Below are 16312 nucleotides of genomic sequence, written 5' to 3'. Positions count from 1 at the left end.
CATCGCAAGCGGGCACCGCCATGACATGGCCCACCGACGAGCTGCGCCGGATCGCGGCGGCCGACGACCTGCACATCGCGCCGTTCCGCGAGGATGGCCGGACCCCCGGCACCCCGACCTGGATCTGGTCCGTCGCGGTCGAGGACGATCTGTATGTCCGCGCCTACAACGGCCGGGCCTCTCGCTGGCACCAGGCGGCGCTGCGGCAGAAGGCCGGGCGGATCACCGCCGCCGGCCTGACCCGGGACGTCGCCTTCGAACCGGTCGACGGCCCGATCCAGGATCGGATCGACGACGCCTACCGGGCGAAATACGGCGGCAGCCCCTATCTCGCCGCGATGACCGGCGCCCGCGCCCGTTCGGCCACCGTCAGGATCGTGCCGCGCGAGGCCGGATCCTGAACCCTGTTTCGGCCGGCCGAGCTGTGAGGCCGGGCCGCCGGTTCAGTCGACCGAGCGGACCCGGTCGGAATCCAGGAGGCGGCGGGCGAAATCCGGCATGGCCAGCCCGCCGCGGACCGCGGCGTCGAGTGCCGCCTCGTTCTGCCGGATCGCGGCCAGGCGGTCGACCACCGCGGCCAGGCGCTCGCGCGGGATCACCACCACGCCGTCGAGGTCGCCGACCAGGACGTCCCCGGAATCGACCCGCACCCCGCCGATCACGACCGGCAGCCCGGCCGTGCCCGGCCCCTGCCGCGCCGGCGAGTTCGGGGTGACGCCGGCCGCGAACACCGGCAGCCCGACCTGGCGCAGCCCGGCCAGGTCGCGCACCAGCCCGTCGGTGACCACCGCGACGGCCCCCTTGTTCCGGGCCATGCCGGCGACCAGGTCGCCGATCACCGCCGTGCCCTCATAGCCGCCGGCGGCGCAGACCAGCACGTCGCCCGGCCCGGCGATGTCGAGCGCGGCGAACACCGCCAAGTTGTCGGCCGGGCCGCAGTCGCAGGTCACCGCGACGCCGACGAAGCCGGCGGGATCGACCGGCTTGATCCGGTGGTGTAGCGCGCCCGAGCCGTCCATGGCGTCGACGGCGAAGCCGGTCTGGATGCCCCGCAGGGCCTCGACCAGCGCCGGGTCCGGCCGGGCGAAGCGGTGGCGGATCGTCAGCAGCGGCGGATCGTCGATCATGGCGCACCCCTTTCGGCGACGGGTCCATCGACCCCGGCGAACGCTATACTGCCCGGCAAAGGCAAGGCAACAGCACGGGGAGGACATCATGCGGCTGATCGGGGCCGGGCCCCTGACGGGCGTCGTGGAGCGGATCTTCGCCGCCGGCGGCTGCGCCGCGGACGAGGCGGGGCGCATCGCCCGCCACCTCGTCGACAGCAATCTCTGCGGCCATGACTCGCACGGCGTGGTGCGCACCAGGCGCTATGTCGACTTCCTGCGCGCCGGCACGGTCTTCGCCGGCCGCAGCGCCGAGCTGGTGTTCGACGGCGGCAGCCTGCTGGTCGTCGACGGGCAGTCCGGCTTCGGCCAGAGCATCGGCGAGCAGGCGATGGACCTGCTGGCCGAGCGCGCCAGGGCACATGGCATCGCGCTGGCCACGATCCGCCGGTCCGGGCATCTCGGCCGGCTGGGCGACTGGGCGGAGCGGCTGGCCGGGCACGGCCTGGTCTCGCTGCACTTCCTCAACACCACCGGCCTCGGGCTGATGGTGACGCCGTTCGGCGGCAGCGATCGGCGGCTGTCGCCGAGCCCGATGGCGATCTGCGTGCCGGTGGAGGGCCGCGACCCGATCCTGCTCGACATCACCACCGCCATGACCGCCGAGGGCAAGCTGCTGGTGGCGAGGAACAAGGGCGAGGCGGTGGCGCCGGGCATCATCGTCGACAAGGCCGGGCGGCCGACCACCGATCCGGCCGATTTCTACGCCGGCGGCGCGATCCTGCCCTTCGGCGGGCACCGCGGCGCCGGCCTGAACATCCTGACCGACATCCTGTCCGGCGCGCTGTCGGGCGGCGGCTGCACCGCGCCCGGCGTCACGGTGCTGGAGAACACCATGACCAGCATCGCGATCGACGTGACCCGGCTGCCGGACCGGGCGGCCTATACGGCGGAGATCCTGCGGTTCTGCGGCTGGGTGAAGGGATCGCCGCCGGCCGACCCGGCGGCGCCGGTGCTGCTGCCGGGCGAGGTCGAGGCGGCGACCCGCCGGCGCCGCGCCGCCGAAGGGATCCCGGTCGACGACGCGACCTGGGGCGACATCCTCGCGGCCGCCCGATCCGTCGGCCTGTCGGATGCCGGGATCGAGGCGATGCTGCCGGCCTAGCCGGCCCGGACCGATGCGCCGGCCGCATCGATCGATACCCGTTTCGGCTTGGACGGCGGGGCGAGGCCGTAAGACCCTGCCGAGGGGGGAATAGAGGCACCGAGGTGCCCGTCGCCTTTCAGGGAGGGATCATGCACAGTGCGTTGCGGGTGCTGGCAGGAGTGTTCGTCATGGCGTCATCGCTCACTGGATTCGGGGCGGCGCCGGCGGCCGCCAGGAGCTTCGTCTACGTCTCCAATGCCGATGACGGGAACATCGACGGCTACGCCCTGGACCAGGCGACCGGCGCACTGACGCCGCTCGGCAAGACCCCGGCCGGGCCGAAGGTGATGCCGATGACGGTCAGCCCGGACAGGCGGCACCTCTATGCCGTGGTCCGGTCGGAGCCTTTCACGGTGCTGACCTACGCCATCGATCCCGCGACCGGCGCGCTGCGGCAGGAGGCGACCGCGCCGCTGCCCGACAGCATGGCCTATGTCTCGACCGACGCCACCGGCCGCGTCCTGTTCACCGCCTCCTATGGCGGCGACAAGGTGGCGGCGAGCCCGATCGATGCGGACGGGCTGGTGAAGGCGGAGGCGAGTCAGGTGATCCCGACCGGCAAGAACGCCCATGCGATCCGCGCCGACCGGACCAACCGCTTCGTCTACGCGACCAATCTCGGCAGCGACCAGATCGTCCAGTTCCGGTTCGACGCCACGACCGGCAAGCTGACGCCGAACGATCCGCCGGTCGTCAAGGTGGCGGCCGGCAACGGCCCGCGCCATCCGGTCCTCTCATCGGACGACAGGCATCTCTACGTGCTGTCCGAGCTGTCCGGCAACGTCCTGCATTTCGCGGTCGACCGGGACAAGGGAACCCTGACCCTGCTCGACAGCACCGGCACGGTGCCGCCGGAGGCCGGGCTGGTGCCGGGCCTCCCGCCGGGGACGCCGGCCGCCAATGACGGCAAGTCGAGGATCTGGGCCGCGGACCTCCAGCCCACGCCCGACGGCCGGTTCCTCTACGCCACCGAGCGGACGACCAGCCGGATCGCCCTGCTCTCGGTCGACCCCGCCACCGGCAAGCCCGCCTATGTCGGCAACACCCCGACGGAGACGCAGCCGCGCGGCGTCCGGATCGATGCCAGCGGAACCTGGCTCGTCGCGTCGGGGGAGAAGTCGGACCGGCTGTCGGTCTACCGGATCGACAAGGCGAGCGGCGCCCTGACGCCGGTGGGCCGGTACCCGGTGGGCCGCGACGCGAACTGGGTCGAGATCGTCGACCTGCCGTGAGGACAGACCACCGCACGCTGGGCCAAAAGCAACCTCGGGATGCTTCTTCCAACGGGCGGTTCGCGGCCATCGCACTTGCTCTCCAAAGCAAATACTATCTAACGCTAGACCTGACAGTCAGTTTGTCGGTGGGTAGCGTCATTCGGATTTCGGTAGCCGCGGACCGACAGCGACGCGCTTGGTGAGCGTCACGAAAACCATGCGTTTTGAGAATCGGACGCTCGCCGCGGGCTGGGCCTGCATTTCCCCAGGAACAATTTCACGTTCAAAGTACATTTCACCAGGAGATCTGAAAATGATCGTAAAACCCATCGACGAACTGGCCACCAACCCCTCTCCAGAGGTCAAGGCAGTTATTAAGCTGCTGCATATAGCCTCGCAGGATCAGCCTTATATTGACTTTATTAGCCAGAGATACGGGAAATTACAGAATTTCGAGAAACAAAGAGAAATTCTCGATCTTTGTCATTTCAATGGACAAGATTTCATGAATCTTGTTATGGCATGTAATGACAGCAAGGGCGGCACCGCCTTCAACATTGTCACTTCTCTTCTTCGAAAATTGATAGAATGGGGACTTGTCATTGATTCCAGCCTTTTACGCAGCGACAGCTTTATCTCATACCAATGGCATAAGAAGAGGATCGCCGGGTTCCTTACCTTTCGCATTTTAGATAACGTTCTCTTCGGACCGAGTTATGTGGCACAGAAATATCGCCGAAGTGTTCCTGCAGTGTTTGTGAAGAAAGGTGACGATCAACACACGGGAACTGGCTTCGTCACAACCCTGCCTGGCGGCAAAAAAAACGTTGTCATAACGGCAAAGCATAACGTTGACCCTTCTGACGGGGTCACGTTTCTGAATTTCAACGAACCTGAGGGCATGACATACAAGTCTTTGGCCGAAAGCTGGGTTCTTCACCCCACGTTAGACCTCGCTCTTTTGCCGGTTGAATGCAGCGAACCTCCTATCCCGATTTTCCTGATTGGTGCGCCAATCGTTTTGTCACGTACAATCACCCTGGGCTACCCGAGGATAGCGACCGCGGATGCGCCGTACATGCTTGCACACGGTGGGGAGGTAAACGCGGTGGTAAAGAACTATTACGGTGACGAGCACGTCATCATTTCGAACACGGTCGCACCCGGCAATAGTGGCGGACCCGTCCTCGATGAGGCTGGGCTGTGCCTTGGCCTTGTAGTGAAAGCATTAGAGACCGCGCACGAAGGAGGCGTGGACAAAACCTATGCAGCCATTCCGTCTGGTCCGATTCTTCACTTTGTGGCGCCTCATTGTTCATGAATCTACCTTGAAGTGGGCAGATTTTACAGCCACAGACGGAAACGGTCGAGCACCAGATACAGCACCGAGGCGATATAGAGGCCGTGGCCTTCGCTATCGGCCAGCCGGAGGAGGTCGATATCAACGAGATCCTGTTCCGCCCGACGGCGCAGGAGCTGTGAGGGCGGCGGTCACTCCGCTGCCCCCGGCGCCGGGCCGGCCAGGCGCGGGAACGCCCGGGCCCACCGGCCCCGCGCCCAGTGCCGGAAGCGGTCGAGCACCAGGTACAGCACCGGCGTGGTGTAGAGCGTCAGCACCTGGCTGACCACGAGGCCGCCGACGATGGCGATGCCGAGCGGCTGGCGCAGCTCGGCGCCGCTGCCGAAGCCGACCGCCAGCGGGACGGCGCCGAAGATCGCCGCCATCGTCGTCATCAGGATCGGCCGGAAGCGCAGCAGGCTGGCCTCAAGGATCGCCTCGCGCGGGGCCAGGCCGCGGCTGCGCTCCGCCTCCAGCGCGAAGTCGATCATCATGATCGCGTTCTTCTTGACGATGCCGATCAGGAGGATGACGCCGATCATCGCGATCAGGCTGAACTCGGTGTCGAACAGCATCAGCGCCAGCACCGCGCCCACCCCCGCCGAGGGCAGCGTCGAGAGGATGGTGACCGGGTGGATCGTGCTCTCGTACAGGATGCCGAGCACGATGTAGACCGCCGCCAGCGCCGCCAGGATCAGGATCGGCTCGTTGCTGAGCGAGCTCTGGAACACCTGGGCGGTGCCCTGGAAGCTGCCATGGATGGTGGCCGGCATGTGCAGCTCGACCATCGCCTGCTGCACCGCCGCCGCGGCGTCGCTGAGCGACCTGCCCGGCGCCAGGTTGAACGAGATCGTCGTCGCCGCGAACAGGCCCTGGTGGTTGACCGAGAGCGGCGTGTTGCCCGGGCCGACATGGCTGATCGCCGACAGCGGCACCATGGTCTCCTGCGCCGTGCTGACCGCGGCGCCGCTGGAGGTGCCCTTGCGGCCGGCATTGGCCAGGGCGTTGGTGTTGGCATTGGCGGCCGACTGCGCCGCCAGGCTGGCGGCGCCGGTGCCGGTGGCGCTGGCCGGCGCGTTGGTGCCGGCGGTGCCGCTGGCACTGCCGCCCGAGGTGCTGATGTAGAGGTCCTTCAGCGTCTCCGGGCTCTGCCAGTATCTCGGCGCCACCTCCATGACCACGTGATACTGGTTGATGGCGCTGTAGATGGTCGAGACCTGGCGCTGGCCGAAGGCGTCGTAGAGGGTGTTGTCGATCTGCTGCGGCGTGATGCCCAGGCGCGCCGCGGTGTCACGGTCGATGACGATGTCGGTCTCGATGCCCTTCTGCTGCTGGTCGGAGTTGACGTCGGCCAGCACCGGGCTGGCCTGCAGCGCCTGCAGCAGCTTCGGCCCCCATTCCTGCAGCTCCTGCGAGGAATCGGACTGCAGCGTGTACTGGTAGGCGGCGTTGCTCTGCCGCCCGCCGGCGCGGATGTCCTGGGCCGAGACCAGGAACAGCCGGCCGCCGGGCACCACCGCCAGCCTGTCGCGCAGCCGGGCGATGACGTCGTCGTCGCTGACGCCGCGCACGGACAGCGGCTTCAGCGTGACGAAGACCTGGCCGGTGTTGGTCTGCGACCGGCCGCCGCCCCCGCCGCCGGTGAAGCCGACCACGCTCTCCACCGCAGGGTCGGCGCGGACGATGTCCATCAGCTGCGCCAGCTTCTGCTGCATCGACTGGAACGAGATGCTCTGGTCCGCGACGATGCCGCCGATCAGCCGGCCGGTGCTCTGCTGCGGGAAGAAGCCCTTCGGGATGATCGCGAACAGCGCGATGTTGAGGCAGACCACGCCGAACAGCACCAGCAGCACGAAGCCGCTGTGGCGCAGGGCCCAGCCGAGCGTCCGCCCGTAGACCCGCATCACCCGGGCCAGCGGGCCGGGCCCGCTTTCGGGCCGGCGGGGCCGGCGGCGCAGCAGCAGGGCGCACAGCATCGGCGTGGTGGTCAGCGAGATCGCCATCGACACGCCGATCGCGATCGACAAGGTCAGCGCGAACTCCCGGAAGATGCGGCCGACCAGCCCGCCCATCAGCAGGATCGGCAGGAACACCGCGACCAGCGAGATGCTGATCGACAGCACGGTGAAGCCGACCTCGCGCGCGCCGCGCAAAGCCGCCTGGCGCCGCGGCATGCCGGATTCGACATGGCGGGAGATGTTCTCCAAGACCACGATGGCGTCGTCGACGACGAAGCCGGTGGCGATGGTCAGCGCCATCAGCGACAGGTTGTCGAGGCTGTAGCCGAGAAGGTACATCGCGCCGAAGGTGCCGATGATCGAGACCGGCACCGCCACCGCCGGGATGATCGCGGCGCGCGGGTCGCGCAGGAAGGCGAACACCACCAGCATCACCAGCAGGACCGAGATCACGAGGGTGAGCTGCGTGTCGTTCAACGAGGCGCGTATGGTGCCGGTGCGGTCGGCGGCCGGAGTGATCTCGATGTCCCGGGGCATCGCCGCACGCAGATGCGGCAGCTCGGCCTTCACCCGGTCGACCGTGTCGATGATGTTCGCCCCGGGCTCGCGGAACAGCAGCACCAGAACCGCCGGCTGGCCGTCGGCCAGGCCGGCGTTGCGCAGGTCCTCGACCGAATCCTGGACGTCGGCGATGTCGGACAGCCGCACGGTGGCGCCGTTGCGGGCGGCGATCACCAGCGGCTTGTAGTCCTCGGCCTTGCTGGCCTGGTCGTTGGCGTAGATCTGGAAGTGCCGGCCGGCCTCCTCGATCGACCCTTTCGGGCTGTTGGCGTTGGCGGCGGCGAGCGCGGCGCGGACATCCTCGAGCCCGATGCCGACTTTTGCCAGCGCCTGCGGGTTCAGCTCGACCCGCACCGCCGGCAGGGCGGCGCCGCCCAGGGTGACCTGGCCGATGCCCTCGATCTGCGACAGCCGCTGCTCCAGCACGTTGCTGGCGGCGTCGTAGATCTGGCCGCGGGTCAGGGTCGGCGAGGTCAGCGCCAGGATCAGCACCGGCGCGTCGGACGGGTTGACCTTGCGGTAGGTCGGGTTGCTGCGCAGGGCGGCCGGCAGGTCGGCCCGGGCCGCGTTGATCGCCGCCTGCACGTCCCGCGCTGCGCCGTCGATGTCGCGGTTCAGGCCGAATTGCAGGGTGATGCTGGCCTGCCCGACCGAGCTGCGCGAGGTCATCTGGGTGACGTCGGCGATGGCGCCGAGATGCCGCTCCAGCGGGCTCGCCACCGTGGCCGCCACCGTCTCCGGGCTCGCCCCGGGCAGCGAGGCGGAGACCGAGATGGTCGGGAAGTCGACCTGCGGCAGCGGCGAGACCGGCAGCTTCAGATAGGCGAAGAACCCGGCCAGGACGATGCCGAGGGTCAGCAGTGTGGTCGCCACCGGCCGGGCGATGAAGGGGGCGGAGAGGTTCACGCCCCCTCCTCCCCCGCGATGGCGCGGCGGCTGCCGCGGACCCGCGATGCCAGCCGGTCGAAGGCCAGATAGATCACCGGGGTGGTGAACAGGGTCAGCAGCTGGCTGACCACCAGCCCGCCGACGATGGCGACGCCGAGCGGCCGGCGCAGCTCCGACCCCATGCCGGTGCCGAGCATCAGCGGCAGGGCGCCCAAGAGCGCCGCCATGGTGGTCATCAGGATCGGCCGGAAGCGCAGCAGGCAGGCCTGGAAGATGGCCTCGCGCGGCGGCTTGCCCTCCTCGCGCTCCGCCTGCAGCGCGAAGTCGATCATCATGATCGCGTTCTTCTTGACGATGCCGATCAGGAGGATGATGCCGATGATCCCGATCACATCCAGCCCGTCGCCGGCCGCCATCAGCGCCAGCAGCGCGCCGAGCCCGGCCGACGGCAGGGTGGACAGGATCGTGATGGGATGGATGAAGCTCTCGTAGAGCACGCCCAGCACGATGTACATGGTCGCGATGGCCGCGAGGATCAGCAGCGCCTCGTTCGCCAGCGAGGACTGGAAGGCGGCGGCCGAGCCCTGGAAGGCGGTGACGAAGCTGTCGGGCAGGCCGACCTCGGTCTCGGCCTTCTGGATCGCGTCGACCGCGGCGCCGAGCGACGATCCCGGCGCCAGGTTGAACGAGATCAGCGTCGCCGGGAACTGGCCGAGATGGGTGATCTGCAGCGGCCCGGCCCGCTGCTCGATCGTGACGATGGCCGACAGCGGCACCTGCCCGGCCGAGGACAGCGAGGACGGCAGGTACAGTGCCCTGAGCCCGTCCAGCGACTGCTGCAGCGACGGGTCGGCCTCCAGGATCACGCGGTACTGGTTGGCCTGGGTGTAGATGGTCGAGACGATGCGCTGGCCGAAAGCGTCGTAGAGCGCGTTGTCGACCGTGGCCGGGGTGATGCCGAAGCGGGCGGCGGTGGCGCGGTCGATCACCAGGTCGACCGCGAGGCCCTGCTGCAGGTAGTCGCTGGCGACGTCGGCGATCTCCGGCACCTGCTGCAGCCGCTGCATCAGCTTCGGCACCCAGTCCCGAAACTGGTCGAGATCCGCGTTCTGCAGCACGAACTGGTACTGGGTGCGGCTGACGGTGGAATCGATCGTCAGGTCCTGCACCGGCTGCAGGTAGAGGGTGATGCCGGGCACCCCGGCGACGTCGCCGCGTAGCCGGTCGATCACCTCTCCCGCGGTCGCCTTGCGCTGGCCGAGCGGCTTCAGGGTGATCAGGAAGCGGCCGCTGTTCAGCGTGGTGTTGGTGCCGTCGACCCCGATGAAGGAGCTGAGGCCGGCGACGTCCGGGTCCTTCAGGATCGCCTCGGCCAGGGCCGACTGGTGCTTCGCCATCTCGACGGTGGAGACGGTCTGCGCCGCCTCGGAGATGCCCTGGATCATCCCGGTATCCTGCTCCGGGAAGAACCCCTTCGGGATGACGACGTAGAGCGCGATGGTCAGGCCCAGCGTTGCCGCCGCGACCAGCAGGGTCAGGGGCTGATGGTCCAGCACCCAGCCCAGAGCCCGCCCGTACCGGCCGATGACCCAGTCGAAGGCGCGCTCGGCGCCGCGGTCGAAGCGGCCGCGCTCGGCCTGCGGCCTATGGCGCAGCAGCTTGGCGCACAGCATCGGCACCAGGGTCAGCGACACCACCGCCGAGATCACGATGGTGACCGCCAGCGTGACCGCGAATTCGTGGAACAGCCGGCCCACCACCTCGCCCATGAACAGCAGCGGGATCAGCACCGCGATCAGCGACACGGTCAGCGAGATGATGGTGAAGCCGATCTGCTCGGCCCCCTTCAGCGCCGCCTGCAGCGGCGTCTCGCCCGCCTCGACGAAGCGGGCGATGTTCTCGATCATCACGATGGCGTCGTCGACGACGAAGCCGGTGGCGATGGTCAGCGCCATCAGCGACAGGTTGTCGAGGCTGAAGCCCAGCAGGTACATCGCCGCCAGGGTGCCGACCAGCGACAGCGGCACCGACAGGCTGGGGATGATGGTGGCCGCCGCGGTGCGCAGGAACAGGAAGATCACCATCACCACCAGGGCCACCGCCAGCATCAGCTCGAAGCCGACATCGGCGACCGAGGCGCGGATGGTGACGGTGCGGTCGCTGAGCACCGCGACCTCGGCCGCCGCGGGCAGGCCGGCCTCGAGCTGCGGCAGGATCGCCTTGATGCCGTCGACCACCTCGATCACGTTGGCGCCGGGCTGGCGCTGGATGTTGACGATGATCGCCGGAGTGGTGTCGGCCCAGGCGGCGAGCCTGCCGTTCTCCGGCCCGCTGACCACGGTGGCGACGTCGGACAGGCGGATCGGCGCGCCGTTGCGGTAGGCCACGACCACGTCGTTGTAGTCCTGCGCCCGGGTGATCTGGTCGTTGGCGTTGATCGTCGACGACCGCATCGGCCCGTCGAAATTGCCCTTCGGCGTGTTGACGTTGACGTTGCCGAGGGTGGTGCGGATGTCGTCGATGGCCAGGCCATAGGCGGCCAGCGCCTTCGGGTTCACCTGGATGCGCACGGCCGGCCGGGCGCCGCCGCTGAGGCTGACCAGGCCGACCCCGGGCTGCTGCGAGATCTTCTGCGCCAGCCGGGTGTCGACCAGGTTCTGCAGCTCGGTCAGCGGGATCGTCTTCGAGGTGACGGCCAGCGACAGGATCGGCGCGTCGGCCGGGTTGACCTTGGCGTAGATCGGCGGCGCCGGCAGGTCGCCGGGCAAGAGGTTGCCGGCGGCGTTGATCGCGGCCTGCACCTCCTGCTCGGCCACGTCGAGGCTGAGGTCGAGGTTGAACTGCAGGGTGACGACCGAGGCCCCGGCCGAGCTGGCCGAGGTCATCTGGTTCAGCCCCGGCATCTGGCCGAACTGCTTCTCCAGCGGCGCGGTGACGGAGGAGGTCATCACCTCGGGGCTCGCCCCCGGATAGAAGGTCTGCACCTGGATGGTCGGGTAGTCGACCTCCGGCAGGGCCGACAGCGGCAGGAAGCGATAGGCCACGGCGCCGACCAGCAGGATCGCCGCCATCAAGAGCGAGGTGCCGACCGGCCGCAGGATGAACGGACGCGACGGGTTCATGGCCGGGCTCCGGCCAGTCCCGAGAGCTGGCGGCGCAGTCTATCGAGTCCCCCCTCCCCTCGCGGGAGGGGGTTAGGGGGAGGGGGTTTTCTCAGCCAGGCACGGCGTGGATCGAGGCTGATCCGTCTGCCCGTCGCCTGTAACCTTTGTCCATTCGCGCGCGGACGCGCGCAGACCCCTCCCCCTACCCCCCTCCCGCAAGGGGAGGGGGGACGAAGAAGGAGCAGGCTTCCAACGATCGAGCCCGTCGGCGTGACCCACGACATGGGGGCGCTCATGGGTTCGCCGAGGGCTGCTGGGTCTGGTTGTCGCGGCGGCGGTGCTGGCCCTGGCCGCCTTCGTCCGTCCCTTGGCGGTGGCGCCGCTGGCCCGATCCGTCCGCCGGGGCGGCGGGAGCCACCTGCCCCGCCCCGTCGCCGCCGGCCACGGTGACATGGGCGCCGTCGCGCAGGCGGTCGGTGCCGTCGACCACCACCCGGTCGCCGGGCTGGAGACCGTCCTCGACCGCAACCATGCCGCCATCCGAGGCGCCGGTCCTGATCGGCCGCACCGCCACCGTGCCGTCGGCGCCGACCAGGTAGACGAAGGCGCCGGGCGCCCCGTGCTGGACCACGGCGGCAGGCACGGTGACGACGTTCTGCTGCGTGTCGACCAGCAGGCGGGCATTGACGAACTGGTTCGGGAACAGCGTCTCGTCGGCGTTGTCGAAGGCGGCGCGCAGCTTGACCGTGCCGGTGGTGGTGTCGATCTGGTTGTCGAGGGTCGACAGCGTGCCGGTCGCGATCTGGGTCGTGCCGGAGCGGTCGAAGGCGATCACCGGCAGGCCGGCGCCGGCGCGCAGCCGGGCCTGGATCTGCGGCAGATCGTCCTCCGGCAGCGAGAACACCACCGAGATCGGGTGCAGCTGGGTGACGATGACGAGCGTGTCCCCCACCTGCACGTAGTTGCCGGGATCGACCTGGCGCAGCCCGACCCGGCCGTCGACCGGCGAGACGATATGCGCGTAGGCGAGGTTCAGCTTCTGGGAATCGATCTGCGCCTGGTCGGACTGGATCGTGCCCTGGGTCTGCTGCACCAGGAAGGCCTGGTCGTCGACCTGCTGCCGCGAGATCGCATTCTGCTTCAGCATCTCCTGGTCGCGCGCCAGGGTGCTCTGCGCCTGGGCCAGCACCGCCTGATCATGCGCCAGCAGCCCCTGGTCCTGCTCCAGCGCCACCTGGTAGGGACGCGGATCGATCTGGGCCAGGAAATCGCCCTTCTTCACCGCCTGCCCCTCCTGGAAGCCGACCTCGGTCAGCTGGCCGGCGATCTGGGGCTTGATCGTGACGGTGGCGAGCGGCGTGACGGTGCCGAGCGCGTCGAGCGTGATGCGGATGTCGCCCTTGCCCACGGTGGCGACCCCGACCGGCTGCGGCCCGGCGTCGGCGAAGCGGCCGCCGCGGGCCGGCGGCGTGCTGGGCATGGTGACCACATGCCAGGTGGCGACGGCGATCAGCGCCGCAGCCGCGAGGCCGAGGGTCCCCCACACCAGCCGCCAACGGCTGCGCGCCGGCCTGTCCTTGTCCTCGACCGGCCGCTGTCGGTCCTCGACGCGAGCATCCATCGTCCGTCACCTTCGAGTCTGTGTCCGGCGGCCCCCCTTCGCCCTGCTACACGGCCGGACGGTGCGGGTCCGTCGGGCGGACGGATCCTGGCCCGGATGGGGCACAAAGACGCAGGTCGCGCGTTACTGTGCCTGTCGGAAGGTGGGGGACCGAATGCATCGGGAGTTGCTGGCGCCGCTGGTGCTGACGGGAAAGCTGTGGTGGCGCTTCTGGCCGCAGCTCAGCCTGCTGGTGCTGATCGGGATCGTGCTGAACGACCAGCTGCTGCTGTTGTCGGTCCATATCGGCTTCGCCGACAGCTCGCTCGGCTTCGCGGCACTGACGCTGGTGGTGCTGACCAAGCTGGTCGTCACCGTCCTCGGCTTCCTGATCTTGCGGCCGGCGCTGCCGGCTGTCGCCGCCGCCCAGGCCCTGTCGGCCGGAACGGCGGTGCCGATCACCGGGCCCGATCCCGATGCCGGCACCATCACGGCCCCGCCGGCGCCAACGCGCCGGCAGCGGCTGACCAGCTTCGCCACCACCCTGACCATCGCCCTGGTGCCGTTCTTCGCCTATTACGCCGCCTGGGGCTTCCTGAATGAGACCATCCGCGAATACTCGATGCTGTCGCTGAACCTCGCCCCCCTCGGCGAGAGCGGCAATCTGCTCGACGCCATCGGCGCCCGCTGGCTCGTGGTCTCCGTCGTCGGCACGTGGATCCTGCGCCGGGCGTTCGTGGCGCTGCGCGACCGCACCGACGCCCCGATCTGGAAGCTGCTGATCGTGCTGTGCGAGACCAACTGGGTCTTCATCGGCCTGTTCGTGCTGTCGCAATGGAAGGACGAGGCCCTTGCCTGGGTGGCCAGCGGCGCCGCCTGGGACTGGCTCAACCGGATCTGGCAGGCGGTGCTGACCCCGATCTCCACCGCCTTCGCCGCCGGGCCCATCGAGCAGGCGCCGCCCGACCTGACGACCGTTGCCACCGGCCTGTTCTTCTACGCCCTGCTGCCGCTGATCTGGCTGGTGATGGCGGCGCTGATCTACGGCCACGACCTGGGCGGCGATCCGGGCTGGATGCGGCACCGACGGCTGGAGCGCATCGGCAGCCGCTATGCCGCCCTGCCGAAATTCCTGCGCGACTTCATCGGCCATTTCATCGGCGGGTATCGCAGCCGCTACCTGCCGATCGCCAACAGCATCCGGCTGGTGCTGCACGCCGACCTCGTCCTGCTGCTGACCTTCATTCTCGGCTGGCGCGGACTGGAATGGGCAGCCGACTGGCTGTGGATCGGCGCGACGCATGTGATCGGGCCGCATCCGCTCGACCTCTGGCAGGTGCTGGGCGACGGCCTGGCACTGCTGCTCGGCAGCCCGTCCGGCACCACGCCCGGCATCCTGGTCGAGCCGCTGCGCATCTGCCTCATCGCCGCGGTGCTGGAGATCGCCTTCGCCCGGTCGCAGGCGCCGGCCGAACCGGAAGCCGATGAGGCTCCGGCGAAGGCGTAAGGCTCAGCCGCCGCGCCGGAAGCGCAGATAGGATGGCCGCTCGCCGTCCATGCTGACGGTCGGCTCGACCGTCGCGGCCGCGTCATGCGGGACGGTGAAGTCCTGCTCGATCCGCAGCACCGTACCGGGCGCCCGCGGCTCCAGCGTCGCGGCACCGCAGGTCATCGTGCCCTCGGTCGAGCGCGGGCCGCCGAAGCTGCCGGCCGACCAGCGTTGGTCCTGATCGTCCCGCAGCGACACCCGGCAGCGCCGCCACAGCACGTCGATGCCGGGGTCGCGCACGGTCACGGCGAAGCGGACCCGGACGGGTGTGCCCTGCCCCTGCCTGCGCGGCCATCCCGACTGCTTCAACGGCAGGACCTCGACCGTCTCCAGCCGCCAGTCGGCCCCGGCGAAGCGGGCCTCGGTGCCGGCGGAGACACCGCGCTCGAACAGCTCCTGGCCCTGCCACCATTCCTCCAGATCTCCTCTGGCGGAGAGCAGGAAGGTGACGGGCAGCGCCACCAGCAGCCCCCAGAGGCTGAGGCGGCGCCAGCGGCGCTCGCCGCTGTCGGTCGGGACGAGGGTGGCGTCCTCGCCCGGCTGCTCGGCCGCCGTCATTCGATCGCTCCCGGCGTGCGGTCGAGATCCAGGCTGTCGAGGATCGGCAGTGCGCCTTCGGCGCCGGCGCCGAGCCTGACCCGGACGATCGAATCGAGCGGGACGAGGCCGGCATTCGGGGCCACGAAGGTGGCGCCGCGGGCCTGGTCCTCGCGGATCTCGAAGATGAACCAGCCGCGCCGCGGCAGGCCGGGCTGGAGCAGGGCGTCGGTCAGCAGCGGCTTGACGCCGGACAGCCGGTTGCTGTGGGAATAGAGCAGCCCCGTCGGCCCTTCCCAATAGGCGTCGTTCACCAGGGTGGTCTCGGACCGCGCGGCCAGGGTCGCGGTGACGATCGCCCAGAGGCCGGAGGTGTCACGGACCTCCTCCTTGCCATAGGCCTCGAAGCGAAGCTGCCGGGCAAACCGGATCGTCTCGATCCGGACCGTGAACTTCCGGGCCGCGACCGTGTCGCCGATCTGCCCGTCGGACGGGATCGCCGCGATCATCTCGTCATACAGCGGCGTGGTCCACTGCATCGCCAGCAGCAGGATTGCGGCGACCAGCAGCGCCGCCAGTCGGCCGAGCCATCGCATCATGCCGGATCCGGCGCCAGGACGGGCATGTCGAGGGTGCCGAGTACATGCGGGTTGTACCAGCCGGAATGGCCCCAGAGGTTGTCGCGCCGCTTGTAGTCCGAGGTGTGGACCGCGAAGGTCAGCATCGGCGACACCGCTGCGCCCTGCGGCATCGTCCAGACCGCCGCCACCCGCTCCGTCATGTTCGGATGCACCTCCCACAGCAGGTCCTGGTCGCGCAGCAGCATGTAGGTCGGCCGGTCATCGGCGCCGACCGATGGATCCAGGGTCAGCAGGCGGGCGAAGCTGTTGCTGGAGGCGGCGGTGCGGTTGGTCAGCTCCATCTCCACCACCAGCGCCTTCTGCCCGTCCCGGACCTTCCGCCCGTCGGGGGTGGTGGTGGCGATCCGCGCGGAAAGCGGCACGAAACGCCACTCCCCGGCCTCGATCGGCGCGCCGAGCGCCAGCTTCGGCACCGGCTGGTCGGTGCGGTAGGAGGCGATGGTCATGACCAGGGCCACCCCAGCGGCCAGGAAGCCGCCGATGCCCGTGGTCAGCCAGACCACGGTCCTGCTCTTCAATCCGTCGAGCCCTTGTCCGAGCGACATGCCGATGCGCCGAGGCGCTCCCCCACCCACAGGACCGATCGAACGCATGAGGGCAGGATTTGG

General features: G+C 69.2%; 12 protein-coding genes. 5 read left to right on the top strand and 7 right to left on the bottom strand.

Features of this window, described 5'->3' with window-relative positions; all coding sequences use genetic code 11:
* The first annotated feature begins 20 nt into the window (after window positions 1-20).
* Window positions 21-401: a DUF2255 family protein gene (locus ACFW16_RS24450; RefSeq protein ID WP_380309942.1), complete on the top strand. Its 381-nt coding sequence runs from the start codon at window positions 21-23 to the stop codon at window positions 399-401.
* A 42-nt stretch (window positions 402-443) separates the two neighbouring features.
* On the opposite strand, the gene ACFW16_RS24445 is transcribed toward ACFW16_RS24450, so the two are convergent.
* Complete coding sequence (locus ACFW16_RS24445; RefSeq protein WP_380309940.1) at window positions 444-1127, bottom strand: RraA family protein; 684 nt, start codon at window positions 1125-1127, stop codon at window positions 444-446.
* Window positions 1128-1215: 88 nt separating this feature from the next.
* On the opposite strand from ACFW16_RS24445, the gene ACFW16_RS24440 reads away from it, so the two are divergent.
* The 3 genes from ACFW16_RS24440 to ACFW16_RS24430 all read left to right on the top strand — a co-directional run bounded on the left by ACFW16_RS24440 (window position 1216) and on the right by ACFW16_RS24430 (window position 4848).
* Window positions 1216-2271, top strand: a complete 1056-nt coding sequence (locus tag ACFW16_RS24440; protein WP_380309938.1) for an Ldh family oxidoreductase — start codon at window positions 1216-1218, stop codon at window positions 2269-2271.
* Between the two features lie 131 nt (window positions 2272-2402).
* On the top strand, window positions 2403-3545 hold the full coding sequence (locus ACFW16_RS24435; RefSeq protein WP_380309936.1) for a lactonase family protein: 1143 nt from the start codon (window positions 2403-2405) through the stop codon (window positions 3543-3545).
* 181 nt (window positions 3546-3726) lie between these two features.
* Window positions 3727-4848 carry a serine protease gene (locus ACFW16_RS24430; RefSeq protein ID WP_380309934.1) on the top strand — a complete coding sequence of 374 codons (1122 nt, stop codon included), beginning with the start codon at window positions 3727-3729 and terminating at the stop codon, window positions 4846-4848.
* Window positions 4849-5018: 170 nt separating this feature from the next.
* Here ACFW16_RS24430 and ACFW16_RS24425 read toward each other — a convergent pair whose 3' ends face one another.
* From ACFW16_RS24425 to ACFW16_RS24415, 3 genes are all read right to left on the bottom strand, one after another.
* Window positions 5019-8291, bottom strand: a complete 3273-nt coding sequence (locus ACFW16_RS24425; RefSeq protein ID WP_380309932.1) for an efflux RND transporter permease subunit — start codon at window positions 8289-8291, stop codon at window positions 5019-5021.
* Complete coding sequence (locus tag ACFW16_RS24420) at window positions 8288-11395, bottom strand: MdtB/MuxB family multidrug efflux RND transporter permease subunit (RefSeq protein WP_380309930.1); 3108 nt, start codon at window positions 11393-11395, stop codon at window positions 8288-8290. Before ACFW16_RS24420 ends, ACFW16_RS24425 begins: the two co-directional genes overlap by 4 nt.
* A 274-nt stretch (window positions 11396-11669) precedes the next feature.
* Window positions 11670-12998 carry an efflux RND transporter periplasmic adaptor subunit gene (locus ACFW16_RS24415; RefSeq protein ID WP_380309928.1) on the bottom strand — a complete coding sequence of 443 codons (1329 nt, stop codon included), beginning with the start codon at window positions 12996-12998 and terminating at the stop codon, window positions 11670-11672.
* 154 nt (window positions 12999-13152) lie between these two features.
* Here ACFW16_RS24415 and ACFW16_RS24410 point away from each other — a divergent pair, with 154 nt between their 5' ends.
* On the top strand, window positions 13153-14484 hold the full coding sequence (locus tag ACFW16_RS24410) for a hypothetical protein (protein WP_380309926.1): 1332 nt from the start codon (window positions 13153-13155) through the stop codon (window positions 14482-14484).
* Window positions 14485-14487: 3 nt separating this feature from the next.
* On the opposite strand, the gene ACFW16_RS24405 is transcribed toward ACFW16_RS24410, so the two are convergent.
* From ACFW16_RS24405 to ACFW16_RS24395, 3 genes are read right to left on the bottom strand one after another with little or no spacing between them, the layout of a single operon-like run.
* Entirely contained in the window at window positions 14488-15084 is a 597-nt protein-coding gene (locus ACFW16_RS24405) for a hypothetical protein (RefSeq protein ID WP_380309924.1), read from the bottom strand.
* On the bottom strand, window positions 15081-15662 hold the full coding sequence (locus ACFW16_RS24400; protein ID WP_380309922.1) for a hypothetical protein: 582 nt from the start codon (window positions 15660-15662) through the stop codon (window positions 15081-15083). The genes ACFW16_RS24405 and ACFW16_RS24400 overlap by 4 nt, the downstream gene beginning before the upstream one ends.
* Window positions 15659-16249 (bottom strand): hypothetical protein, encoded by a 591-nt coding sequence (locus ACFW16_RS24395; RefSeq protein WP_380309920.1) that lies wholly within the window; start codon window positions 16247-16249, stop codon window positions 15659-15661. Before ACFW16_RS24395 ends, ACFW16_RS24400 begins: the two co-directional genes overlap by 4 nt.
* Window positions 16250-16312: the final 63 nt, after the last annotated feature.

It is taken from the genome of Inquilinus sp. NPDC058860, assembly GCF_042743185.1.
Classification (GTDB): domain Bacteria; phylum Pseudomonadota; class Alphaproteobacteria; order DSM-16000; family Inquilinaceae; genus Inquilinus.
This window is presented reverse-complemented; position numbering and strand designations above follow the sequence as displayed.

Coding starts and splice junctions, on each gene's coding strand:
- ACFW16_RS24450 (WP_380309942.1), top strand. CDS start 21: ATGACATGGCCCACCGACGAGCTGCGCCGGATCGCGGCGGCCGACGAC.
- ACFW16_RS24445 (WP_380309940.1), bottom strand. CDS start 1,127: ATGATCGACGATCCGCCGCTGCTGACGATCCGCCACCGCTTCGCCCGG.
- ACFW16_RS24440 (WP_380309938.1), top strand. CDS start 1,216: ATGCGGCTGATCGGGGCCGGGCCCCTGACGGGCGTCGTGGAGCGGATC.
- ACFW16_RS24435 (WP_380309936.1), top strand. CDS start 2,403: ATGCACAGTGCGTTGCGGGTGCTGGCAGGAGTGTTCGTCATGGCGTCA.
- ACFW16_RS24420 (WP_380309930.1), bottom strand. CDS start 11,395: ATGAACCCGTCGCGTCCGTTCATCCTGCGGCCGGTCGGCACCTCGCTC.
- ACFW16_RS24415 (WP_380309928.1), bottom strand. CDS start 12,998: ATGGATGCTCGCGTCGAGGACCGACAGCGGCCGGTCGAGGACAAGGAC.
- ACFW16_RS24410 (WP_380309926.1), top strand. CDS start 13,153: ATGCATCGGGAGTTGCTGGCGCCGCTGGTGCTGACGGGAAAGCTGTGG.
- ACFW16_RS24405 (WP_380309924.1), bottom strand. CDS start 15,084: ATGACGGCGGCCGAGCAGCCGGGCGAGGACGCCACCCTCGTCCCGACC.
- ACFW16_RS24400 (WP_380309922.1), bottom strand. CDS start 15,662: ATGATGCGATGGCTCGGCCGACTGGCGGCGCTGCTGGTCGCCGCAATC.
- ACFW16_RS24395 (WP_380309920.1), bottom strand. CDS start 16,249: ATGTCGCTCGGACAAGGGCTCGACGGATTGAAGAGCAGGACCGTGGTC.